The organism is Dokdonia sp. Hel_I_53, assembly GCF_007827465.1.
GTDB lineage: Bacteria > Bacteroidota > Bacteroidia > Flavobacteriales > Flavobacteriaceae > Dokdonia.
Window position 1 is genome coordinate 2,587,618 of record NZ_VISL01000001.1, and the last position, 25,095, is coordinate 2,612,712.

The window sequence follows — 25,095 nt, forward strand, 5'->3', positions numbered from 1 at the left end:
CAATATTCTTTTTGAAATACTAAAGGCCGTTTAAGTTTTCTTAAACGGCTTTTGTATTTTATAAAAATATAATTCACTAACTACGTTTAAGTTCGATCAAAACTATATTCACATCTAAGAGTGTCTTTATATATACGCTTTTAAACTGCTCAAAATATCTTTGAGCTATTGCTAAAGTACTTTGTGAGATAACATTTTTTTCTATGTGTTGCAGTAAATGACCTTGTTGGGTCATACCTAAGTTCATAAAGCTAGACTTCATTTTATGAGCGATTAGGCTTGCCCTAGGATAGAATTCTCTATCCATACAAGCGCATAAGCTTTTATAATCCTCTGGTGTGTCTTCTATAAAAACTTCTAAAAGTGACATTATAAAAGCATCATCATTGTCAAAAGTTTCCCTAAGTTGATCGATCGCAATATAATTTCTGTCTGATTGGTTTTTTTGAGAGGCTACTATTTCTAAATTAGGATCTTCATCAGAAACAAGCCAAAACAATACCTCTTTTATCGCCTCTTCATCAACAGGCTTGGTTAAATAAAAATCAATGCCCGCTTTGATAGCTTCTTTTCTAGATTCAGGAAACACATCTGCAGAGCATATGACGATAGGAACTTTTTTGAGAGAATATTTTCTAGAATCTCTGATTTCCTTTATAGCATCTACACCTCCCATTATCGGCATATGCATATCCATTAAAATGAGATTATAATAATCGCCATCTTTAGATGTGTATATATCAATAGCTTCTTTTCCGTTTGTAGCAATATCAACCTCAATATCTAAGTTATTAAGCAACTGTTTGATGTAAAATTGATTCATTGTATTGTCTTCGGCTACAAGTACCTTAAGGCCTTTTAATTGATTTTCATTTTGATTATTACGACCATTAAAAGCTTGTATGTTTTCTAGTTTACTTTTGATAAGTGGTAGCGTGAAGTAGAAACTAGAACCTTTTCCTACTTTGCTAGTAGCCATTAATTCTCCTTCTTGTAGGGCAATAAGTTCTTTAGTTATAGCCAAACCTAGACCTGTACCTTTTACCTTAGAATTAGTTTCTTCTTGTACTTGATAAAAGCTTTCAAATATATTCTGTAGTTGATCTTGTGGGATGCCAATTCCAGAATCTTTTATTTCAAAAGAGACTTCTACCTTATCATCGGTAGCATCCTGTTGAGTTACTATAATTTCTACTTGACCAGTATTTGTGAATTTTATTGCATTTCCTACGAGATTTGTAAGTATCTGATTGAGTCTATATTGATCACCAGTAACAATATTAGGTATGTCTTCTGCTATATTTGTATTTAATTCTAGCCCTTTTTCATTTGCCTTAGTCAGAAACCCATCAGCAAGTGATGTGATTACTTTTCTGATGTTATAATCGTAAGATTGAATAGATAACTTGCCAGCTTCAATTTTAGAGAAGTCAAGGATATCATTTACGATAGAGAGCAAATTTTTTGCAGAAAAATCGATGCCATCTATGTTTTTTTTGAGTAGAGCAGCATCTTTAGTTTCATTCCTTTTAATAATCTCTGACAATCCTAAAATCACATTAAGAGGCGTTCTGATCTCGTGACTCATATTTGATAAGAATGTAGACTTTGCTTTCGCAGCTCTTTGGGCAGTTTCCATTTCCTTATTAATGGTAGCAATTGTATTTTTTTTCTTTGAAACATTCTTAAGTAACATACAATAAGTATCTACTTCTGTATAATTATTTGAAGTACTTATGTCAAAAAAAGTGGTGCTACCATCTGCGAGTTGTATAGGAGATTCTAAGCGTTTTCCAAGAAGATTTTTCTCTATCATATAGCTATTGGGAGCTATATCCTCTTTAAGTTTTTTTACAAGACCTTCGGATAACAGATCAAAAATATTAGATGCATTTTCTTTGCTGTTTTCTATTTTAAAGACAGATCTAGCACTTTCGTTGCTATATAAAATGGTTCCATTTCTATCAAAAACAATTGCTTTGTCAACAAGGTTTTCAAGAACTGCATGGTGGTCGTTATAATCATTTGTTTCTACTTTATAAGTAGGCGTAGTGTCTAAGAGTATATTTTTATAAGCAACAATTTCATTACTATCATTAGTATGTGTTGTAGGGTTAACGAAATCTTTGTCAGGATTTATATAATATTTTTCATCTAAAGGGTCATAAATCGTTGTAAATCTTTCAATCCAGTTTTTTATTAATAGTTGATCATATTCTTGGTTGACTACATTTAATATTTGAGTTTCTAACTCAACGAAGTATGCTTTAATAATTTTTTGAACATGAGCATAGTGCGAAAAGTCGGTTTCTAAGATTTCAAAATTAATTTGGCTTCTTAATCTTGAGTCAGGAGCTAATAGATGTATATTAGCAAAGTACATGGTTGCATTTGTGTAAAGAAAATATACTAATAATAGATTTAACTCAACTTCAAGACTCTTGTTTTGCTTAAATAAAACACTAAAGGGAAGCGTATTTGCAATTTCTGGATAATTGGTTTTGAGATCTTTTCTTAAGTCTTTTTGAGTACTTAAATTACCTTCATTATTCACTAAGTGATTTTCAATCTTAAGATAGTTTTTTGCGAGTTCAAAAAGTGAATGAATTTCATTTCTTTGGAAGTGGTCAGTGTTATCTTTAAAAGATTTGAAAAGATCTTTGAGTACTTCAGGCGCGCTTTTTTGAAAATACCGATTTTCTAGTTCGCTTGTATATGTATCAGAATTTCCAAAACTTGATTTTTGGTTTTCTTTTTCAGACTTAGGGAAGAATTTATTAAGTAAATAATTCATTAGCAGTCAATAATATAAGAAAGCACAATATATGTATTTATTAAAAATAGGCCTAATAAAATATAGATGTATGGTATAATTTAGAACCTTCTAGTTGCTTTGAGTTATATCTGTGTCCCCTCTAAATCTACACACTTTGAATTCTTAAAATAAAGTTAATTCTTTTTAGGTGGGTGTTTTTTAAAAACATATTTTTGGCTCTTTAATTTTTATTTCACAAATTATAACTAAGAAATTTTATTAATTATGAGATTATTATTACCTGTTTTTATACTAATAGCTTCTGTTGCTTTTGGTCAAAGCGCAAACATTGATAAAGAGACTATTAATGTTTCATATATTAAGCTACCAAGCTCACCTGTTTTAGAATTTGATAAAAGAACATTTAAAACAACTATTCCAGGTTTACGAATTAATGGATTTACTAAGACAGATTCCAATCCTACACTTGATATAGAATATACAGTAGATGGAACTATGGTTGATAATGTAGATGTCGAAAAGAAAAAATATGAAAAGAAGGACAAAGATGGGAATGTAATTTCTACATACTATAGATATAAAGCCAAAGCGACATATACAACAAATAGCACCTTGTATGTCACAAACAATAATGGAGGAGTCAATTACGATCGTAACTTCTCAGAGTCATTCGATTTTGAAAGTAGCGAGTACAATTCAAGTAGAGAAGCTTCTTCATTTTATAATACTAATAAAGGTAGTTTACTTAGTAAATATCGTAATAGCCAACGTAAATCTTTAGAAGGATCAGTAAAATCTGTTTTAGCATCAAAATATGCATACAGACCTCAAGATAAAAATTATTCTTACTTATGGATTTTACGCTCTAAAAAACATCCAGAACGTGATGCACATCACAAAGCTTACGAGGAGGCTAAAGCAGCATTTGATCTTATGACTCCAGAAGGATCTACAGAAGAGGTTGCTGCAGCACTTAAGCCAATCATGGATTATTTTGAGGCAGTAATCCCACGTTTTGAGGGTAAGAAAAAGAAAATGCGTAAAGTACGTTTTGCAAGTTTATATAATATTGCTACTATGTATTACTACTTAGATAATGTCGAAAAAACAGCCGAATACGGACAAAAAATAATTGATAATGATTACAGTAAGTCTGATGGTCGTCAGTTTATCAAGATGGCAGAAAATCTTAAGAAATCTTTAGAAACGAACCAAGTTGACTCACGTCATTTTGTAATCGAATCTCCAGAGGTAGAATAATTTCAAATCACACATCAAAAGATCCTCATCAATATGTTGATGAGGATTTTTTTGCTTTCGCGAAAGTGTAAAATGCAGAGAAGTATAGAAGAGGTTTACAATATTCCTTACCAGTCTCATCATTTTACAAAAAATTCAGGTGTATCAAAGAAGTTGTATGAAGCGTTAATAGATAATTTGTACCCAAGCTTTTATAGGTGATTTTAATTATTTTTTTTTCTCTTAAATTTCCGCCCGTACCATAATAATAAACCTGTAACAGGTAGGCTAGCTATTAGAAGACTCACCAGAAAAGCTATACATTTTCCTAAAACTCCACCAATAGCTCCTATATGAATATCATAATTCATGCGTAAAATTTTGTCAGCTATTTTTGCTTCTCTGTATTTGCCATAAATAGTTTCTGATACAATAGGTGTTAACGTGTATTGATCAAAAAATAAGAAATCTGAATCATAATATAATCCTTCACTATTATTGACCTCGACATAAATCGCATCTGAATCACTATAGGGATAGTGTATTTCAAAACTCTCTGCATTTGGATTTTCGTTTTTAAGCTTTGCCAGGAGGTTGTCAATTGGTAAAATAACCCTTGAAAATACAGCATCTTCACTCTTAGTTTCACTTTTAGGAATGAGAAATGTGGGGTTTTTATCACCACCTAGTATATTATAAATTGATTTTTGAAACCAATCATAAGACATCACAGTACCTGTAAATGCTAAAATGAGAGCTAGTGAGCACACATAAAAGCCTACAATTGAGTGTAGATCAAAATTTTTACGTTTCCAGCGTGTGGTTTTCTTCCAGTCAAAGAACATCCGTTTCTTGAGATTTTTACGTCTTTTGGGGAGCCAAAGAATGAATCCAGAAATAATAATTAAAATGAATAACAAAACAGAGATCCCTACCACTTGCTCTCCAATTTCTTTAGGCAACCAAAGCCTTGTATGTCCCTTCAAAACGAATGCAAAAAATCCAGAGAGATGATCTTCTATATGTATAATCTCTCCAGTATACGGATTGAGAAATATGCTTCTGTAAAACTCAGGATCTGCATCGTAGAAAATAACCTCAATGGCATCCTCTTTTTTTTTGAAGACTGTGCCGTGCACTAAGTTCTTTGAATAGACTTTTTCTGCAATAGCTCTAGCTTGCGAGGTACTAATAATAGGACTCTCTAGAGGCTTAACTTTTTTATGTCCATCATAAAGGCTTTCAATGTCTTCTTTGAATACCCAGCAGCAGCCAGTAATTGCAACAATAAATACTACAATGCCAGTAATTAAACCAAGAATTTTATGGAGTTGAAGAATGATTTTTTTTGATCTCATAGGAAAATTATAATAAAGGGAGTCTCAAAAAAAGACTCCCCATTTACAACAGCTAATTAAAATTTATAAGAAACATTTGCTAGCACGGCACGTGGCATTTGTGGATTTATAGTTGACCATCCTTTATAGTATTCTTTATTAAATACATTGTTTAATTTTAAACTAATCCGATAAGCAGCTGCTTCATAAAATAATGCTGCATTTGCAACAGTATAACTAGGAAGTGTAAAATTACCTGTAGTTGTGTAATTTTTTACAAAACGCTTGCTTGCGCCATTCATTCCAATACCTGCACCAAATCCAGCTAATGTTCCTGTTTGAAATGCATAATTTGCCCAAAGATTGTAAAGTGTCTTTGGTCCTGCTTCTAATGGACGCTTATTTAGAATTAAGGGATCGTCTGTCTTGGTAGTTTTACTTTCATTATAACTATAACCTGCTCTTATGTTCAATCCATTAATAGGATTTGCATTGAGTTCAAACTCTAAGCCTTGACTCTCAATTTCTCCACCTTGAATTCTATTAAATGGAGAACTAGGGTCTACGATAACTCTATCTTTGACCTTAATGTCATAATAGCTTAATGTTGTATTTATACGGTTAGTGAGTAGATTTGTTTTTATACCAATTTCTAATTGGTTTGCTTGCTCTGGTTTAAATGTTTCTAAGCGCTGAGGACCTTCGTCTGGATTTCCAACTAATTGTGGGGCTACATTGTTAAAGCCATTTTGGTAATTTATAAATAAGGAAAGCTCATCTTCTATTGGCTGGTATAAGAGTCCCAACTTAGGTGAAAAAGCTGTTTGCTCAAAATTATCCTCGCTAGATTTTACATCACCTTCATTATCAAAATGATCAATGCGTAATCCAAACATTGCAGAAAATTTGTTTGTGATATTTAATACATTAGAAGCATAGAGACTGTAAATACCATAAGATGATTTAATGTTTCCAACAGCTTGAGAGGCCAAAACATTATCTACACCTGCTGTAGATAACGGATACAAATCTGCTTCCACAATATCTGGTGTAAAGGGATTGTCACCATTAGATCCGCCTTCTGGAGTAACATTTCCATAAAATGCGTAGCCACTATTTTGACTAGTTTCTGTGGCAGAAAAATAATCTAACCCAACGACAATTCTGTTTCTTAGTGTAGCTACCTCAAAGTCACCTATAAAATTTTGTTGTATGTCGGCTGTTTGGGTGTTTGCATTTTGTTTGCTTATAAAACGGGAGAAAGTATCATTTCCAAGTATTCCATATTCAAAGAGGTATGAGTAATAACCTTTTGTAGAAGAATTACTGGTGGATACTAAAGTCTGTGACTTCCATGAGTCTGATAATTTATAGTCCATTTCTAGTCTATAATTCTGTGTAGGATTCTCTAATGTTAACTCATTGCTAGTAAAAGATAACTTATTATTATAGTTGAGCTGCGCTAGATTAGCAGACTCGGTGGGAGCGCTTCTATTTAAGAATAAAAATGTTGGATTTGTTTGTTCAGCCTGGGTGATTTCTCCATAAAAAGAAAAAGAAAGTCTATTATTTACTTTATAAGATATGGAGGGCGCAATAAAGAAGGACTTCCTAAAACCTGCATCTTGGAAACTTTGCTGTGTCGTGTAAGCGGTATTTACTCTAAAGAAAAGAGATTTTGATGCATCTAATGAGGTGTTGTAATCAGCTAAAAGTTGGTTCAGACCATAGCTCCCGGCGGTGTAGGAGAATTGACCTCCTGTACCTACATACGGTTTTTTTGTTACGACATTTATAAGCCCTCCGTAAGAGCTTACTGCATTTCCAAATAGAGTAGCAGAAGGACCTTTAATCACCTCAATACGCTCTACATTTGCAGCGTTAATGGTACCATTAGTTAGTCCTGGCAACCCATTTACTAGTTGAGGTTGTACAGAAAAGCCACGCAATGAATAATACCCTGCACCATCACCACTACGCCCAGTAGAGGACCATAATTGTTCCACGCCCGTTGCATTTTTAAGGGCATCATCAAAATTAGTAACAAGCTGACTTTCTATAAGTTCTGTAGTAATGGTACTGTAAACCTGAGTGTTCTCAATATCTTTGAGGGGCAACTTAGCAACATATGCTGTTTGCTTTCTAGAAAATTTATTTCTCCGTTTTCCACTGACAACGACCTCGTTTAAGATTTCATTTCCTTCATATAACGTTATTGGATCTAGAACTAATGATTGATCAGTTTTTAAAGTGACTGCTATATTTTTTGATTTATACCCAAGATGGGAAATGGAAACTATATAATTTCCAGCTTCTAGATTAAAAAAGGTAAAGGTCCCGTTCTGATCTGTAAGAGCCCCTTCAAGGCTGTTTTTTAAAATTACTGTGACAGCTTCAAGTTTGCGGTGAGAATTGTTGTAAATACTACCTCTTATCGAGGCATTTTGAGCAATACAAATAAGGGGACTTAGTAATATAAAAAAGAATATAATTTTTTTCATTTATTTTTATTTAGACTAATTACAAATAATAATTCAAGTCAAAAGTATCTTCTTTTGATTAAATACACAAATTATTTATAATAATTCTAAATAATATTCGAGTCTGCTTTCGCGAAAGCAGATTAAAAAAGATTAGAGGGAGTGATATAAGTTATATGAATGATTCAAAAAGGGAAATAGTGCACTTATTCTTAATCAAAAACTTGGTTAAAAAAATCGAATCGAAATAATAACATAGAATTAATTTAAAAGGTCTATACATTGGTTATTATTCACAATAGCCTAACAGAAATTTGAAGCCATAACTGTATGATTTATAGATATTTTGTAATGTTATTTCAGAGGAATGAAACAAAAGAAATACACTTTGCATTAGTTCAATTAGTCTCGATGCTACATGATTTATAAACGATATAAAATGTAAATAGAAGGTAGTCAAAGTGCTTTTTGCTGGAGAAACTGTTTATGAGCTTTTTAATTTTAAAATTAGATTTTCTATTTATGAATTATTTATATAGTAGAGCGAAACATTGTTTGAAATTTATAAAATTATACTCATCATTCATAAATTATTAAAAATTTGATACATTCGCTCCGCATTTAACAAATCATATATTAAAAACTTAAACACTTCGTATGAAAAAAACAATTACTCTGATTTTATTTAATTTTCTATTTGCTTGTAGCCTCTTTGCGCAACAGGATAGAGAATGTGCTACAATGGAAAATTTAGCACTTAGACAATCACAAGATTCAGACCTATTAAATAGGATGGCAGAAATCGAATCTTTTACTGAAAAAAAGATTTTAGAAATGAAATCTTCTCAGAACAGAAATGCAGCAACAGTGATTAGTATTCCTGTGGTTGTGCATGTTATTTACAGTAATTCTAATGAGAATATTAGTGATGCTCAAATCTTGTCTCAAATTCAAGTCTTAAACGATGATTTTAGAAGACAAAACTCAGATGCAGATAATACATGGTCTCAAGCTGCCGATACTCAAATTGAATTTTGTCTAGCGACGGTAGATCCAAATGGTAATGCAACTAACGGTATCACAAGAAAATCTTCTTCCAGAACCTCTTGGGGAACTAATGATGATATGAAAAGAGCATCGCAAGGAGGTGTCAACCCTTGGAATACTTCAGAGTATCTCAATATGTGGGTCTGTAACATTGGTGGCGGCACATTAGGATATGCACAATTTCCAGGTGGTAGTAGTGCAACTGACGGTGTAGTTATGGGACCTCAATATTTTGGAACATCAGATGCTGGTTCAGGTTTTTATCTATCTGCTCCATTTGATAAAGGAAGAACTACAACTCACGAAGTTGGTCATTTTTTTAACCTTAGACACATATGGGGAGATAGTAATTGTGGTAATGACTTTGTAAGTGATACTCCTACACATCAGTCTTCTAACGGTGGCTGTCCAGTAGGTCAAGTCTCATGTAGCTCAACAGATATGGTTCAGAATTATATGGATTATACAAACGATACATGTATGAACTTGTTTACGCTTGGTCAAAAAAACAGAATGAGAGCAGTACTTGAAGCTGGTGGAGTGAGAAGTTCACTTGCATCTTCTAATAAGTGTGGTGCTGTAGCACAACCTACATGTACTGATGGTGTACAAAATGGCGATGAGACGGGAATAGATTGTGGAGGTTCTTCGTGTACTCCTTGTCAGACTGCTGGACAATACTGTGCCTCTCAAGGAAATAGTGTTAATGATGAATATATCTCAAGAGTTCAAGTGGGAAGCATTAATAATGCTTCTGGAACTCAATTATATTCAGACTTTACAAGCACATCTACAGATTTAAATAAAGGTTCTAACTATACAATAACAGTTACTCCTACATGGACAGGTACTGCATATAGTGAAGGCTACGCTGCTTGGATAGATTATAATGAAGATGGTGACTTTTTAGATTCTGGCGAATTAATATTCTCTAAGGCTGCATCTACTACTTCTCCTGCTACAGGAACCTTTACAGTCCCATCTGGAGCAACTAATGGTGACAAAAGGTTACGTATTTCTATGAAGTATAATGGTATTCCTACATCTTGTGAAACATTTGATTATGGTGAGGTAGAAGACTATACCGTAACTATAAAAACTGGAGTAACAAATCCGCCAGCGCAGTGCTCTGGAGCAATTTCATCTTTCCCTTATAATGAAAGTTTTGAATCTGGGTTTGGGGCATGGACTCAAGCTTCTGGTGATGACTTTAACTGGACGAGAACTTCAGGTTCTACCCCTTCAGGTAGTACCGGTCCATCTAGTGCTAGTGATGGATCTCAATATGTGTTTATGGAATCATCTACGCCTAACTATGCTACAAAGAGAGCTATTTTGACATCTCCTTGTTTTGATTTGACAAGCCAGAGTGATGCAACTCTAAGTTTTGATTATCATATGTATGGAGCAGCGTCAATGGGTAACTTAAAATTAGCATTGAGTACAGATAGTGGTACAACTTGGTCTACAGTATGGACAAAGTCTGGAAATCAAGGAAACTCTTGGCAAACGGCAACAATTAATCTTTCTTCTTATGCAGGAAGTTCTATTAAATTAAGATTTGATGGAACTACAGGAACTACATGGCAGGGCGACATGGCTGTAGATGCTATAAGTATTGCTGATGTTTCAACACCAGCAGATAAATGTGCAGGCGTAGCACCTTATAACAGTACTCAATCTTATTTTGTAGGAGATCAAGTAACTTATCAAGGAAATTTATATGAGCGTACTTCTACAGGATGGACTAACCTAGGTGCTTGTGGAACAGCAAGAATAGCTAGTGAAGGTTCTGTTCAATATTTAGATGTACAAGTATCTGTATATCCAAACCCTGTAAGTGGTAACACGTTATTTATTGAGAGTAATGTAGAAAATTTATCTTTTACAGTAGTGAATCTTCTAGGTCAGAAAGTTTCTGAAGGTTCATCTAATACGGGTATAGATGTTGGTCGCCTTGAAGCAGGATTATATCTTATCCAATTTAATGTAAACGGTAAGACGCAAACTAGAAAATTTATCAAGAAATAACGATAAATACCTAGCATAGCCTATATTCAAAAGCCTCGGAATTTTCCGAGGCTTTTTTGTTTTATAATTTAATTTTCAATGCTATATTTTCATCGTATATAAACTAACTATTAGGAATTTGTGCATACGCTTTCGCGAAAGCGGAGAAGTATAGAAATAAAATATAATTCTCTTGTACATTTTAGATTAGGCAATCAAGGTCAAGTTATTGCGAAATATATATATTCATACTTCCAAGTCTCTCTATAGAAGTTAGCAACACATTTAAATATCAACGTCACAAACAGATTAAAATGAAAACAATATCGTTTGCCTTTTACAAAGAAACTACATTAAAGACTCAAGGTAATGTTTTATAAAACGCTAAGAGGTATGAAAATTCTGTAGAGTCGTATAAACTAAAATTTACTGCACAGCAATTGATTTGATAAATATCTCAAAGTTCTCTTCCTTTTTATTGCCTATTAATAATTGCATTTCAAGAATGTTTTCTCCTTTGTAATTAGGAACTTCAACAGGCTCACCACGAAATTTGGCTTTCATTTTATCAAAGGGTATGGTAATTGATTCCCAGTTACCAGTTGTATTTGTTTTAAAGGTAAAGCCATATGAATGGCGTCCATTAGGAGTTCGTACTCTAAAAGTGTAGTCTTTCCCATCTCCCATAACGACCAATTTGAAAGCACTTAAAGTTTCAGAAAGTACATAAGGCTCATTTTCTGTTGTCATGTGAATGGAACAGAATCCACCGTTATTTTTTAGAGAGACATGACCAGAGAAATGTGCAACTTTATTATCAGTTAATTTCAAGTTACTATCTGAGCGCCCACCCATAACTACATCATCTTGTACGCGCCATTTTCCTTGTCCCTGTTCTGGGAAGCTATAAAGTGTTTTTTCAGAACTATTATTTTTTTGAACTTCTGTATTATTTTTTGACATATCGCAGGTAGTTAGTAAGGTAAAAAGTATGGTAATTAATAATCGCATCAGATGATAGTTTTGCTGATTTTATTTTTAGAATATAAAAGTTACTCTTTTTCCATTTAATTTGTTCTCGTTTAACTTTATTATAGGGATTAAAATAATTTAAGATCTCTCTAATAGAACTAAAAAAGCTTTAAAGTAGCTCTTTGATAAAGAACAATTGATATGCCTTAAGATCCCCATTTGGGTTAGCTCTAAATTTAGGCCATTCCAAAATAAATACAGATTAGCGCAATAGTATCAAAAAAGCCATGTACTGCTATAATAAACCACAGATCATACTTACGTAAGTAAAATATAACAGCTAGAAGTCCTCCTACGATCCCTGTTACAAGTTGCCCTGTGATTCCTTGATAGCTATGCATAAAACCGAAAAAGCATGCAAATAAGAAAATATTAAATGAAATGCTGACTTTAGTTCCGCCAAAAAACTTCACAAATTGTCTCATAAAATAACCGCGAAAGATAATTTCTTCTCCAAACCCAGCAGATACCCATACCACTACTAACCCAACGACACATGCTGAAAGATTTCCTTCTAATTGCTTAAAACTTGCATAATCTATTGGGTCTCCTGTAAGTCTCGTAATTCCAGGTACAAGTACAAAAACCTTCGATTATTATATACTTTTTCAAGCATGCGAGCCCTCTAGCCAATCAGACTGCCACGTTGTTATATATGGTTTGTTGCGTGTTTCAAGCAACTAATTTAGTAAATAATTACCGACCAAGAAAGTCCGCGAGGACTTTCGAAAGTAAGCTAAAACTAGCAATAAATTATATACGGTGTTGCAAGCAGTACTTTTTTTAGTTCGTTATAATAAAGTTTTTTTTTCTTCGTTTCTCAAATAGCTAAAGAATATAATACACAATTACATATACTATTAACTAATTAAATCAAATATTATGAAACGTTTATTGTTGTGTTTTTCCATTATTGCATTTACTTTTTCTTGTACTGAATCAGATAATTCTGAAAATCAAATTAATCAACCTGATGTTAATTTTTTCGCTTTAACAATTGGTAATTCTTGGGTTTACAAAAATTACAAATACAATGCTGGCACAGAAATGTATGATGATACTGGTGTAATAGACTCGATAAGTATTGTTGGTATTCAAGATTTTTCAGGTGAATCCTACTATAAATTTAGAAGATTAACAACAGGAAATGAAGAAGGAATCACTTTTTGTAATCCTAATGGTGAACATTTCGAGTTTTTGAGAGAATTTGAGGGAAGCTTAATAAACGAAGAAGGTTCTATAATATTCACAAATAGTAATAATGAAGAACGTTTATTACAAGAAAATGAATGGGGAAATATTTATGAGATTCTTGTAGAAGGTAATACCGTAATTAGTGTTGAAGCGGGCGAGTTCGACTGCATAAATTCAGAACGATATGCTAAAAATTCAGATGGTGAGCAACTGCCAGGTTTAGACCGTTTTTATTACGCAAGTGGTATAGGACTTATTTATGATTCTTCATCATTTGTTTCTAATTCTACACCAAGTATTATAAGACGTTTAGATTCTTATGAAGTTCAATAATCAAAAGTAAATAAAATACAAAAAGAAACGTAATCTTAATTGAACGTTTTTTTTTGTCCGTATTGCTTGCAACAGGCCACTGCATAAAGCGAGTGCGGCATTTTGCTGATTTGCTTTAGTTGTGGGTCTGTCTTTGTTTTGTCTAAATATACACTTATTTGTGAATCTGTGGGCCGCACATTAAGCTTTCAAAAATGCCTCATTCGCTTTATGCTTGAGTTCTTGGATCCGACGCAGGAGCACAGCGACTAAGAGGAATGCACAAGTTGCAACTACGTTTCGATTTGGCTATAATTTTGCTGTATACTTTTAGGCATTTTTGAGCAGTGGCCTCTAGCCTCCGACGAATGAGGCATGAATGAGAGGAAGGCTTACTGATTAATTCCCATCACCAACGAAAGAGGTACGAATTAGAGGATGATGCTAGAAGCTGTAAAATTTACTTTTGATGTATTCCTAATTTTAACAAAGCCAGAAACATTGCCGTTTATGTATTACTTAAGATAATTATGAATTTTTCAGCGGAGCCATACGACCAAGCGGTTATTAGCATATGTGCAAGAACCTTAGATAATTATATACTTTTATAAGTATGCGAGTCCTCTAGCCAATCAGACTGCCACGGTTTCGTATAACCGTCAGTTACGGCTTAAAATTAACCAATATTTCGGCAGTGACCGACGGTAGCAATTCCGAGTGGATTCGGATGTAGTCGAATCCGCCGTAATTGCGGTTATACATTGTTGTGCTTCGTTTTCTTCAGAAATCTAAATTAGATTTATATTCTGATTCTTTTTTAATTATTTTTATAAATATTTGATTATTAAATTTACACCTTTTTTATGCCACTAATTAGAATAGATCTTCAAGAGGGAAGATCAGAAGAAGAAATTAAGAATATAATGGACACAGTTCAAGATTGTTCTGTGGAAGCTTTTAACGTTCCAGTAAAGGATCGCTACCAGATTGTTACGGAACACAAACCAGGTAGAATGATTTTGCTAGATACGGGCTTAGGTTTTGAACGTACCGAAGAAGCTATCGTTATTCAAGTTTTTACAAGCCCCAGAGCAACGATTAACAAAAATAAATTTTACTCATTATTGTCTGAAAAATTACAAGCGAATTGTAATCTAGCTCCTAAAAATTTGCTAGTTTCTGTTATGACTAATACTGATGTGGACTGGAGCTTTGGGTTTGGAGAGACTCAATATTTGTCTGGAGAGCTGCCTAAGGATAAGGATTCTTAAGAATTTGGATGGTTGATTTTAAATAAGAGCTTTATATTTTTATAAAGCTCTTGCATTTTTAGAGTAAGAGATTAAAGTATTTTGTAATATAAGTTTCTTGCAAGTTATTCTTTCCTTTTTTGCCAAGGAAACTTTCCTTCCAGTTCTACTTGTAATGATAAGCTTAGAAATGTTCTAATAAGTACAATTAAGCCTAAGATAGAAACAGATTTTAGTGTAGGTTCTGTAACAACAGTTGCCATAATATCTGCAGCTATCAGAATTTCCAGACCTAAAAGTATTGCTTTTCCAACAGAATGTCTCAGATTAACATATGTATTGTGGACATCTTTTTTTTGATGTATAATAAACCTAATTAGAGCAATTACGGTTCCTACAAATATGATTAGAACACCAATACCTTCTACAATAGCAGCTATATAATCAATGTATAATTTAATGTTTTCCATTATCTATTTTATTTATATCAAGTCTTCTTAGTTATTTAAACAATACACATAGAATATTTCTGGCTTATTTATAATTGAATTTTCCGTAACGTATAGAATTTGTTTTATCGCTACAGTTATTTAGATTCTTTTTCGGATATTAATTTCTTATTGATTAATTCTAACATAAAACAAAAGAAAATAATTCCTACAGAAATTAACACACCTACTTTATTACTGCCAAATTGCTGAATGAGAAGTGTAAAAAAGGCTAATAGGCATAATAAACTCGCTAGAATGTGTATCCATTTTTTTGAAGTTAATTCTTTATGCTTTTTATATCCAATGTAATTGACTATAGCAAAAATCAATAAAAAACCTGCGCTTCCAGCTGTGGATATACTTTGTAAATTGAAAACGTTAACCAGCGTTACAGATAATATCGTTGTTATGAGGAAACCAATTGGCTTGTTCCAAAACTTGTGTGTAAAATATTTAGGTAATTCATCATCCTCGGCGATGTCGTAATTCACACGACCACTTCCTAAGACAGTAGCATTAATAGCAGAAAATGTAGATATCAAAGCTGTAATAGTAATAATTGTAAAGCCTATTTGGCCTAAAGTAGGTTCTGCAGCCTTCGCTAAAACATAATCTTGAGCGCTCGCAATTTTTTCAAAAGGTAAAGCTCCCACAGTAACAATTGCTATTAAAATATAAAGAATAATTACAAAGCCAACGGCACCAAAATATGCCTTCTCTGTATTTTTTTCTCTGTCTTTTAGGTCTGAAATAGAATTAGCAATTAACTCAAATCCCTCATACGCCACAAAAATCACCATTCCACCAGAGAGTAGAAGTAGAGGATTCTCCCAATTTTCGGGTGATAATTGGCTTAAATTTTCAGGGTTAGTAGAAAGTCCATAAAAGCCCACGCCAATAAATCCTACTAAGATTAAGAGTTTAATAATTACTGCAACAGATTCTATTCCACTTACCAGCTTTACGCTTAAGTAATTTATAAGTAAAGCAATAATGAGAATGCTAGACTGATAAATGTGGACATCCAGAGTTTTAGAACCAGTGAGAGAAATCAACTCAGAACCATATGAACCAAAAGCTGAGGCATAGAGAGCGAGCATAACAATATAGCTTACCCAAAGTAAGTTATTGATACTACCTGAAAATATACCGTTACCAAATTGAACATTAACAAATTTTACAGTTCCACCATCCTGTGGATATTTTTTGGAAAGTTTAGCGTAAGAATATGCTGTTAACAAAGCAATTATGCCTGCGAATAAAAAGGCTATAGGTGTTCCGCCTTTAGCCAATGAAACTGCTAATCCTAAAACCGCAAATATTCCTCCACCAACCATTCCACCAATTCCTATAGAAATAGCATCTTTTAATCCAATTTTTTTATTCATAAGTATTACTTTAATGAAGCACAACAGGCCACTGCATAAAGCGAGTGCGGCATTTTGCTGATTTGCTTTACTTGTGGGTCTGTTTTTGTTTTGCCTAAATATATAGTTATTTGTGGTTCTGTGAGCCGCACATAGAGCTTTCAAAAATGCCTCATTCGCTTTATGCTTGAGTTCTTGCATCCGACGCAGGAGCGTATCGACTAAGAGGAATGCACAAGTTGCAACTACGTTTTGATTTTTATATAATCTAGCTGTATCCTTTTAGGCATTTTTGAGCAGTGGCCTCTAGCCTCCGACGAATGAGGCACGAATGAGAGGAAGGCTTATTGATTAAGTAGGGCGGGAGCTGTAAAATTTACTTTTGATATATTCCTAATTTTGATAAAGCCAGAGACTTTACCGTTTATGTATATCTTAAAATGGTTATGAATTTTTCAGCGAAGCCATACGACAAAGCGGTAATGAGCTGATGTGCAAATGCCTTCGATATTTATATACTTTTACAAGTATGCGAGTCCTCTTGCCAATCAGACTGCCACGGTTTTGTGTATGATTTCGTTGCGTGTTTAAACACTAAAGTTAGCGAATAAATCACATATATAAAGTCCACGAGGACTTTCGTAAGTAGGCTATAACTAGCAATGAATTATAAACGGTGTTGTGCGTTCGTTTTTATTTCAGTTCGTATTCAGTTAATTCCTCTTTTAGCTCTTCTGACGTCAAAAGCAGTTTCCTTTCCAGATGAGCAAAGCCATATCCATTTCCTTGAACAAAAGCAGGTAAATATTTTTTTCCAATTTCTAAAATTATTCCAACGTCAATTAAGTTTGAAAATTCTCCGTTTACTTTTTTAGCTTCATCTGAATTCGGTTTGCATATAATTTCGTCGTGATAACTACTTGTAGTTCCATCGAGTAATTTTTCGATTTCACTTTTTCTTATTCCGGCTATTTTACTTAACATTCTGTTCCATTTCGAGTCGACTTTTTCAGGTTCAGTTATCGTATCGGTAAAGTATAATAAAGTCCGAACAGATTTGATGTCCGTTATTGGTTTATTTTCTACAATTACTTTTGCATTTTTATAAGGCAAGTAACTTTTTTTAAATTCCCGAACTTTTAAAGTCATAGCTTCGTCCGCTTTATTTTGAGAACTTGCAATTTCTGGAACACATTCCAATTCAACATAATATTCATCAAACTCAAATATGACTTTAATAAATTCAGTCCATATTCGTTTTGGTTCAGAGTTTTTAAGCCTCTGAATAATGTCTTTTTCTATTTCGTTAAATGTGTAGTTCAATTTTTTCTTAAATGACGCACAACAGGCCACTGCATAAAGCGAGTGCGGCATTTTGCTGATTTGCTTTACTTGTGGGTCTGTAATTGTTTTGCCTAAATATACAGTTATTTGTGGTTCTGTAAGCCGCACATAGAGCTTTCAAAAATGCCTCATTCGCTTTATGCTTGAGTTCTTGCATCCGACGCAGGAGCACAGCGACTAAGAGGAATGCACAAGTTGCAACTACATTTCGATTTTTCTATAATTAAGCTGTATGCTTTTAGGCATTTTTGAGCAGTGGCCTCTAGCCTCCGACGAATGAGGCACGAATGAGAGGAAGGCTTATTGATTAAGTAGGGCGGGAGCTGTAAAATTTACTTTTGATGTATACCTCAAGTTTTGACAAAGCCAGAGACTTTACCGTTTATGAATTGATTAAGATGGTTATGAATTTTACAGCGGAGCCATACGACAAAGCGGTAATTAGCTGATGTGCAAATACCTTCGATAGCTATATACTTTTACAAGTATGCGAGCCCTCTAGCCAATCAGACTGCCACGGTTCGTATAACCGTCAGTTACGGGTTTGTATGCGTTAATTTTCGGTTAAGCACTGACGCTCGCAATTCCGAGTGGATTCGGACGTAGTCGAATCCGCCGTAATTGCAGTTATACATTGTTGTATGTAGTGCTTTCACATTTTTCTTTTAATTCATGGTTCGAGTATGTTATTTCATAAATCCATTTTCTTCCCTCATTTTCACGTTCTCGAATAAATTCCTCGGTTTTTTCGACACAAATGAATCCAGTACTTTTTGGATTAAATAAATAAATTTCGTCTTGGTCAATTTCGATTAAGTCAATCCAATTGTCACTTAATTTTTCCTTCGTTATTTTAATCAGTCCGAAGTTATAGTTCATAAGGAAAATATAAAGTTCAGAGTCTGTTATTAGGTCAAGAAAACTCTTTATGATATTTTGAATTATCAGAGTGTTTTCAATTTCGGTTTGAAAGTATAAGTTTTCTTTCCATTTGTCATTTGGCCAATCGTCCGTTTCAGATTGAAAAGAGTCAGATTCCTCAAAACTTAAAAAATCAAATGTGTTTTTTGGTAATATTGAATTAAGTTTCGGTTCGAGTTTTGCCCGTTTTTCTTTCCGTTCAATTTCCCACCTCAATTCTGCAATTCTATTTTTTTCTTTATCTATCATTTGAATTTCTCCGTTTTTACGGCATTACACACAACAGGCCACTGCATAAAGCGAGTGCGGCATTTTGCTGGAAGGCCTGTATTTGTTTGTATGTTAAATACTTGTATAAATATACACTTAATTTTGGGTCTGTCAGCCGCACTTAGAGCTTTCAAACCTGCCTCCGACGAGCAAAGCGAGAGGAAGGCATAACATTCGCTTTATGCTTGAGTTCTTGCATCCGACGCAGGAGCGTAGCGACTAAGAGGAATGCACAAGTTGCAATTACATTTCGATTGGTCTATAATTAAGCTGTATTCTATTGAGCATTTTTGAGCAGTGGCCTCTATCCTCCGACGAATGAGGCACGAATGAGAGGAAGGATCACTGATTGAGTCCCATCACCAACGAATGAGGTACGAATGAGAGGATGATGCAAGGAGCTGTAAAATTTACTTTTGATGTATACCTAATTTTAACAAAGCCAGAGACTTTACCGTTTATGTATTCATTAAGATGATTATGAATTTTACAGCGGAGCCATACGACCAAGCGGTAATGAGCTGATGTGCAAAAACCTTCGATAATTATAAACTTTTATAAGTATGCGAGCCCTCTAGCCAATCAGACTGCCACGGTTCGTGTAAGGATGGTTGCGTGATTGAGCAACTAACTTAGTAAAAATGGAACGAACCAAAGGAAAATCCGCAGGATTTTCCGAGTAGTCTAGAACCAAGCAATTATTTTTACACTTTGTTATATGCAGGTTTTATTTCAGTTTTTCCTTTAAACGCTTTTCAATCCGAAAAATAAGATGGAAAACAAAATCGAAATAAAGTTTAGCATTTTCTTTCGCAAAATTCTCCATTTGTAAAGCTTGAAAAGTCGGTATGATTTTTTGATTTATACTAACTTCTTTTAAATCAGCATTTGGATTTGTAAAACTTCCTTGAAACATAGGTGAATTATCAGGTAAGTCAGCTAAAATTTTACTTGGGTCAGCGTGTGAAAATCCATTTCTTATTAACTCACGAATTATATCGAATAGAAAGTTTTTTTCTTTGTCCGAAATTAGTTTAAGTTTTTTACATTTTTCAATTGAATTCCCTAATGGAATTGAACCATATTTTTCATTCGGTTCTTTAAACACGTCATTCCATTTTTCAATTGGTATTGGTCCAATTCCTGTGTCGTCTTTAATCAAAGCAAGTTTTAAAAGACGTTCCAGTAAGTTGTTAGTTAGTGTTATTGTAGCTCTATCAAATTCGAGAATTAGGCACTTGTTTATCTCAAAAATTAAAGTGTTAAATTCACAGAAAACTTCTAGATTAAAATCAAAATATTTAGATAACTCCGGAAAATTTTTGTCCAGTTTTTCAATAAAGCTTTTTTCGAAAACTACTTTTTCCATTTGAGTGATTTTTCAACTTGCATATAACAGGCCACTGCATAAAGCGAGTGCGGCATTTTGCTGGAAGGCCTGTATTTGTTTGTTTTTTAAATACTTGTATAAATATACATTTATTTATGAACCTATGAGTCGCGCATAGCATACTTCGACAAGCTTAAGTTACTCTTTTCGATCTTACTTCTATTATGATGATCGAATAAGCATAGCGACTAAGACAAATACACAGGTTTTCTCTACAATTTAAAAACGCTAGAACTTAACAAAATATATGATTTCTAAGTAATCAGACTGATTCTCTAGAAAGCTTTTAACTTTTCGTGAAAGCGTAAAAAAAAATCGGCTACCCTTTGTAGGATAACCGATTTTCTATAAAATATAAGCTGTAAATAGATATCTAGTACTAAAGACTAGTCTCTCTTACGATCATCACGTCTGTTGTCACGACCTCCACGATTACGATCACGGTCATTATTCTCTCTTGGTGGACGTGCTACATATCCTTCTGGCTTCTCCATAAGTGCCTTACGAGATACTTTTTCTTTACGCGTACGTTTGTCTAAGCCAAAGTATTTTACATCAAGCTCTTCACCCATAGAAAGTACATCAGAAGCATTTTCTGTGCGTTCCCATGCGATTTCAGATACGTGAAGTAATACTTCATTACCTGGAGCGTCAAGATATTCTACCACCGCACCAAAGTCTAGCATCTTAATAACCTTTACCTTGTAGGTATTTCCTACCACAGGCTTAAAAGTAATAGAGTCTATCTTAGCCAGTACAGCATCAATTCCTGCTTGTCCAGTTCCTAATATTTCAACAACACCTTCTTCAGTCACTGGATCTTCGTTTATTACGATTGTAGTTCCTGTCTCTTTTTGAAGTTCTTGTATTACTTTACCACCAGGTCCTATTAAGGCACCTATGTACTCATTAGGGATACGTACGCCTACCATTTTAGGAGCATATTCTTTTACGTCCTCACGTGGTGCTGCAATCGTATCAGTTATTTTCTCAAGAATGTGTAAACGACCTGCACGTGCTTGTTGTAAAGCATTTACAAGAATCTCGTAAGAAAGTCCTTTTACTTTAATATCCATTTGACATGCAGTAATACCATCTGCCGTACCAGTTACTTTAAAGTCCATATCTCCTAAGTGATCTTCATCACCAAGGATATCAGAAAGTACTGCATACTTTCCAGAGTCTGCATCTGAGATTAATCCCATCGCAATACCAGAAACTGGTTTTACCATCTGTATTCCTGCGTCCATCATCGCCATAGTTCCTGCACAAACAGTCGCCATAGAAGATGATCCGTTAGATTCTAATACCTCAGAAACCACACGTACCGTGTACGGGCAATCTTCTGGTACCATACCTTTTAACCCACGTTGTGCAAGGTTACCGTGACCTACCTCACGACGTGAAGTCCCACGTATAGGTCTCGCTTCACCAGTACAAAAAGGAGGGAAGTTATAGTGTAAGTAAAAACGCTCTTCACCTTCATAAGACGGCATATCAATTTGATTTGCATCTCTAGAAGTTCCTAGTGTTACCGTTGCAAGTGCTTGTGTCTCTCCACGAGTAAATACAGCAGATCCATGTACAGATGGAAGGTAATCTACCTCACACCAGATGTCTCTTACCTCTGTAGTTTTACGACCGTCTAGACGTAAACCTTCATTTAAAGTAAGGTCACGTATGGCAGCCTTTTCGGCAGCACGGTAATATTTAGATACCAGTCCGCCATAATCTTCTAGTTCTTCTTCAGAAAAAGTAGCTTTAATTTCTTCCTTTATTTCAGAGAACGCCATACCGCGTTCTTTTTTTGAAGATCCTGCTTGAGCGATAGCATATACTTTATCGTATGCCATGTCATGTACTTTTTTCTTAAGATCTGCATCTTCACGCTCTGCTGGGTACTCACGTACTTCTTTACGGCCTACAGCATCTGCAAGACGTAATTGCGCCTCACACTGTACTTTAATGTGATCGTGAGCAAATTTGATAGCGTCTGCCATTTCTTCTTCAGAAATTTCGTCCATCTCACCTTCTACCATCATCACAGAGTCTATAGAAGCTCCTATCATCATATCAATGTCAGACTCTTCTAGCTGTGCTCTGGTAGGGTTAATGATAAACTCACCGTTTACACGACCTACACGTGCCTCAGAAATCGCACACTCAAATGGGAAGTCAGATAACTGGATTGCTGCAGAAGCGGCAAGACCTGCCATTGCATCTGGCATTACATCATCATCATGAGACATTAGTTGGATCATTACCTGCGTTTCTGCATGGTAATCCTTTGGAAAAAGTGGGCGTAATACACGATCTACTAGACGCATGGTCAATACTTCCCCGTCAGATGGGCGAGCTTCTCTCTTAAAGAAACCTCCTGGGTAACGACCTGCAGCTGCAAACTTCTCACGGTAATCTACCGTAAGTGGTAAGAAGTCAAGATCTTTTGCTTCATAGTTAGACACTACAGTACAAAGCATCATACACTTACCAGACTGTACTACTACAGATCCGTGTGCTTGCTTTGCAAGTTTTCCTGTTTCGATAGAAATTTCTCTTCCATCACCAAGGTCAATGACCTCTTTGTAAACCTTTGGAATCATAAAATAAATTGTTTTTCATCCTCCCTAGAGAGAATTGTTTTTTGCAAGTGAGACGGGTAACGATACCTATCTCGCTTTCGCAAAAATGTTAGTTTCTGGAACACTCTTCGTGAGTATTCACCTGTGTCGTTGTGTTGTAGTTGTAGTTGTAAGGTGATAAAGAGGTAGTTACTTCTCCTTATCGAGACACCAATGAAAAACTAGCTGTTTCAGCTTTCTCGGCCATTTGTAAAACTAAAATGGTCTTAAGTATGTATTGCCTTTCGGCGAAAATGTGCTTCAATTATATAATCGCTACACATTTTTGATCCGTTTCTTAGGGTGCTACGCTTTCGCGAAAGCGGTAAAAGAAACATCAGAATTTTTAAATCTTCTTAGGACAAGTGTATCAAAACCTCCTGCCTAAATTTATTAAAATAAAAATGGGAGCTCTTTACAAGCTCCCATTTTTAATATATTATTTACGGATACCTAGTTCCTTAATAATAGCACGGTAACGTAAAATGTCTTTTTTGATTAAGTAATCAAGTAAAGAACGACGCTTACCTACGAGCATTACTAGTGCACGCTCTGTGTTATAATCTTTACGGTTCTTTTTTAAGTGCTCCGTAAGGTGACTAATGCGTTGTGTAAAAATTGCAATTTGTCCTTCTGCAGATCCAGTATCGTTTTTACCTTTTCCGTGTTTTGCAAAAAGATCTTCTTTTTGTTCTTTTGTTAAATACATTCCAATATTGTTTTAAATGAAATTCATGTATGTGATAGCGTATCTATCAGCGCGCAAAGATAGTATTTATTTTTAGGATGCTTTCGTTTGAGCGTAACAAATTTAGCCTAAAACCCAAAAATATTAGAGAACGTGAGAAAGATACCGTAGTTGTAGTCTAGTTGGCCTTTTTCATTCCCCAAAAATTCATAATTTTCTAAGAGCGCGTCGTTCATCTGATAATATATGGCCGCTTGTATGCCTAAGAAGATCTCAGGAGCCAGTTCTTTTTTATATTGAAATCTGGCAAAAGCAAGCTCACGGTATTTTTCAGTATGAGAAGCATATCTTTCATCTGGAATACCATTAAAACTGTTATTGTCCGTTTTAGTACTGTAAGTGTTTAATATAGTATTGCTTTTTGCACTTGTGAATCCGTTTGCTTTGTAATAGCCTGTAAAGAATTTCCAATCATCATATTGATAGCCTACAAAACCATAGATAGCGTTACCACTCATAAATGAGTAGGTGTCGTTACTTTCATTACTAGCACTATATAAACCATACATGGAGCCAAAAAGTACATTCTTTTGATTAAGATGATACGCATAAGCAACACCTAGAGCGGTACTGTTTAAATTGACTTTTAAGGATGCATCGTCATCAGAAAATCGATTTTTTTGATTGATTTGCCCACCTTTATGATAATAAATATGTTGTAGAGAGGTAGATAATTTACTTTTTGGAGTGCTTACAAATAGATGCTTGAAGTTGAGACCAAGAGTGAAGATTTCACGTTCTTTATCGAGGGGTTCGATAAAATTTTCCCAGTCTATCCAAGTTTCTAGATGGGTTTTCTCTGCACGATAGGTGTAGGAGAATCCAGTTTCTAACACTCGCTCGTTTAGTACTTTTTCATTACTCATTAATGGTTCTATGAGCCCATGGTTATCCCTTGCATCTAGGTTGCCTATGGTAAAGTGATGTGAGTTTTTAATGTATTGAGCCGTAAATACGGGGATTGCTGTATCCAGACGGTCTTCACCAAAGTTTTTGTATAAGAACACCCCTGCATACAAAGTAATTTCTTTACTAGCTTTGTAATATAATGAGGTCTGTAACTGGGTTCCTAAAATGGTCTCCCCATCTGCAATGTAATTAAAGTACTCTTTATTTTTAATACTATTTAAATTCCGTACTTCAATCCCTAGGCTAGTGTTAGTGCTGTCTACTAAAATTTTTTTCGTAAAAAAAACAGATTCTTGTGCCTGTAGTGATGGTAGATGGCTGCAGCAATAGAAAGCAATGAGGAGAATATAGCGCATA

General features: G+C 34.4%; 17 protein-coding genes. 4 read left to right on the forward strand and 13 right to left on the reverse strand.

The window, feature by feature from the left end:
- Positions 1–76: 76 nt before the first annotated feature.
- Positions 77–2,794, reverse strand: a complete 2,718-nt coding sequence (locus OD90_RS11595) for an ATP-binding protein (protein WP_144669328.1) — start codon at positions 2,792–2,794, stop codon at positions 77–79.
- A 246-nt stretch (positions 2,795–3,040) separates the two neighbouring features.
- On the opposite strand from OD90_RS11595, the gene OD90_RS11600 reads away from it, so the two are divergent.
- Positions 3,041–4,036, forward strand: coding sequence for a hypothetical protein (locus tag OD90_RS11600; protein ID WP_144669329.1), 996 nt, complete (start codon positions 3,041–3,043; stop codon positions 4,034–4,036).
- Positions 4,037–4,239: 203 nt separating this feature from the next.
- On the opposite strand, the gene OD90_RS11605 is transcribed toward OD90_RS11600, so the two are convergent.
- Both OD90_RS11605 and OD90_RS11610 read right to left on the reverse strand, forming a co-directional pair.
- Positions 4,240–5,373 carry a PepSY-associated TM helix domain-containing protein gene (locus tag OD90_RS11605; RefSeq protein WP_144669330.1) on the reverse strand — a complete coding sequence of 378 codons (1,134 nt, stop codon included), beginning with the start codon at positions 5,371–5,373 and terminating at the stop codon, positions 4,240–4,242.
- A 56-nt stretch (positions 5,374–5,429) separates the two neighbouring features.
- Positions 5,430–7,853, reverse strand: a complete 2,424-nt coding sequence (locus tag OD90_RS11610) for a TonB-dependent receptor (protein WP_144669331.1) — start codon at positions 7,851–7,853, stop codon at positions 5,430–5,432.
- A 636-nt stretch (positions 7,854–8,489) separates the two neighbouring features.
- On the opposite strand from OD90_RS11610, the gene OD90_RS11615 reads away from it, so the two are divergent.
- The gene (locus OD90_RS11615) at positions 8,490–10,910 is read left to right on the forward strand and encodes a GEVED domain-containing protein (protein WP_144669332.1); all 2,421 of its coding nucleotides are present in this window, start codon (positions 8,490–8,492) and stop codon (positions 10,908–10,910) included.
- Positions 10,911–11,315: 405 nt separating this feature from the next.
- On the opposite strand, the gene OD90_RS11620 is transcribed toward OD90_RS11615, so the two are convergent.
- Positions 11,316–11,852 (reverse strand): CIA30 family protein, encoded by a 537-nt coding sequence (locus OD90_RS11620; protein ID WP_186434757.1) that lies wholly within the window; start codon positions 11,850–11,852, stop codon positions 11,316–11,318.
- A gap of 245 nt (positions 11,853–12,097) precedes the next feature.
- The gene (locus tag OD90_RS11625) at positions 12,098–12,487 is read right to left on the reverse strand and encodes a CPBP family intramembrane glutamic endopeptidase (RefSeq protein ID WP_315897484.1); all 390 of its coding nucleotides are present in this window, start codon (positions 12,485–12,487) and stop codon (positions 12,098–12,100) included.
- Between the two features lie 316 nt (positions 12,488–12,803).
- On the opposite strand from OD90_RS11625, the gene OD90_RS11630 reads away from it, so the two are divergent.
- Complete coding sequence (locus tag OD90_RS11630; protein ID WP_144669334.1) at positions 12,804–13,448, forward strand: hypothetical protein; 645 nt, start codon at positions 12,804–12,806, stop codon at positions 13,446–13,448.
- Between the two features lie 842 nt (positions 13,449–14,290).
- Positions 14,291–14,698: a tautomerase family protein gene (locus OD90_RS11635; RefSeq protein ID WP_144669335.1), complete on the forward strand. Its 408-nt coding sequence runs from the start codon at positions 14,291–14,293 to the stop codon at positions 14,696–14,698.
- 104 nt (positions 14,699–14,802) lie between these two features.
- Here OD90_RS11635 and OD90_RS11640 read toward each other — a convergent pair whose 3' ends face one another.
- The 8 genes from OD90_RS11640 to OD90_RS11675 form a co-directional block, all read right to left on the reverse strand.
- Positions 14,803–15,147 carry a DUF1622 domain-containing protein gene (locus OD90_RS11640; protein ID WP_144669336.1) on the reverse strand — a complete coding sequence of 115 codons (345 nt, stop codon included), beginning with the start codon at positions 15,145–15,147 and terminating at the stop codon, positions 14,803–14,805.
- Positions 15,148–15,263: 116 nt separating this feature from the next.
- Positions 15,264–16,556 (reverse strand): APC family permease, encoded by a 1,293-nt coding sequence (locus tag OD90_RS11645; protein WP_144669337.1) that lies wholly within the window; start codon positions 16,554–16,556, stop codon positions 15,264–15,266.
- Positions 16,557–17,228: 672 nt separating this feature from the next.
- A complete protein-coding gene (locus OD90_RS11650; RefSeq protein WP_144669338.1) occupies positions 17,229–17,987 on the reverse strand; it encodes a hypothetical protein in 759 nt (252 codons plus the stop codon).
- Between the two features lie 519 nt (positions 17,988–18,506).
- Positions 18,507–19,049, reverse strand: a complete 543-nt coding sequence (locus OD90_RS11655) for a hypothetical protein (protein ID WP_144669339.1) — start codon at positions 19,047–19,049, stop codon at positions 18,507–18,509.
- 748 nt (positions 19,050–19,797) lie between these two features.
- Complete coding sequence (locus tag OD90_RS11660) at positions 19,798–20,439, reverse strand: hypothetical protein (protein ID WP_144669340.1); 642 nt, start codon at positions 20,437–20,439, stop codon at positions 19,798–19,800.
- A gap of 407 nt (positions 20,440–20,846) precedes the next feature.
- Positions 20,847–23,063, reverse strand: coding sequence for a polyribonucleotide nucleotidyltransferase (locus OD90_RS11665; protein WP_144669341.1), 2,217 nt, complete (start codon positions 23,061–23,063; stop codon positions 20,847–20,849).
- A 457-nt stretch (positions 23,064–23,520) separates the two neighbouring features.
- Positions 23,521–23,790: a 30S ribosomal protein S15 gene (gene rpsO / locus OD90_RS11670; RefSeq protein WP_144669342.1), complete on the reverse strand. Its 270-nt coding sequence runs from the start codon at positions 23,788–23,790 to the stop codon at positions 23,521–23,523.
- A gap of 107 nt (positions 23,791–23,897) precedes the next feature.
- Positions 23,898–25,094, reverse strand: coding sequence for a hypothetical protein (locus OD90_RS11675; protein WP_144669343.1), 1,197 nt, complete (start codon positions 25,092–25,094; stop codon positions 23,898–23,900).
- Position 25,095 lies beyond the last annotated feature (1 nt).

Coding starts and splice junctions, on each gene's coding strand:
- OD90_RS11595 (WP_144669328.1), bottom strand. CDS start 2,794: ATGAATTATTTACTTAATAAATTCTTCCCTAAGTCTGAAAAAGAAAAC.
- OD90_RS11600 (WP_144669329.1), top strand. CDS start 3,041: ATGAGATTATTATTACCTGTTTTTATACTAATAGCTTCTGTTGCTTTT.
- OD90_RS11605 (WP_144669330.1), bottom strand. CDS start 5,373: ATGAGATCAAAAAAAATCATTCTTCAACTCCATAAAATTCTTGGTTTA.
- OD90_RS11610 (WP_144669331.1), bottom strand. CDS start 7,853: ATGAAAAAAATTATATTCTTTTTTATATTACTAAGTCCCCTTATTTGT.
- OD90_RS11615 (WP_144669332.1), top strand. CDS start 8,490: ATGAAAAAAACAATTACTCTGATTTTATTTAATTTTCTATTTGCTTGT.
- OD90_RS11620 (WP_186434757.1), bottom strand. CDS start 11,852: ATGTCAAAAAATAATACAGAAGTTCAAAAAAATAATAGTTCTGAAAAA.
- OD90_RS11630 (WP_144669334.1), top strand. CDS start 12,804: ATGAAACGTTTATTGTTGTGTTTTTCCATTATTGCATTTACTTTTTCT.
- OD90_RS11635 (WP_144669335.1), top strand. CDS start 14,291: ATGCCACTAATTAGAATAGATCTTCAAGAGGGAAGATCAGAAGAAGAA.
- OD90_RS11640 (WP_144669336.1), bottom strand. CDS start 15,147: ATGGAAAACATTAAATTATACATTGATTATATAGCTGCTATTGTAGAA.
- OD90_RS11645 (WP_144669337.1), bottom strand. CDS start 16,556: ATGAATAAAAAAATTGGATTAAAAGATGCTATTTCTATAGGAATTGGT.
- OD90_RS11655 (WP_144669339.1), bottom strand. CDS start 19,049: ATGATAGATAAAGAAAAAAATAGAATTGCAGAATTGAGGTGGGAAATT.
- OD90_RS11660 (WP_144669340.1), bottom strand. CDS start 20,439: ATGGAAAAAGTAGTTTTCGAAAAAAGCTTTATTGAAAAACTGGACAAA.
- OD90_RS11665 (WP_144669341.1), bottom strand. CDS start 23,063: ATGATTCCAAAGGTTTACAAAGAGGTCATTGACCTTGGTGATGGAAGA.
- rpsO (WP_144669342.1), bottom strand. CDS start 23,790: ATGTATTTAACAAAAGAACAAAAAGAAGATCTTTTTGCAAAACACGGA.
- OD90_RS11675 (WP_144669343.1), bottom strand. CDS start 25,094: ATGCGCTATATTCTCCTCATTGCTTTCTATTGCTGCAGCCATCTACCA.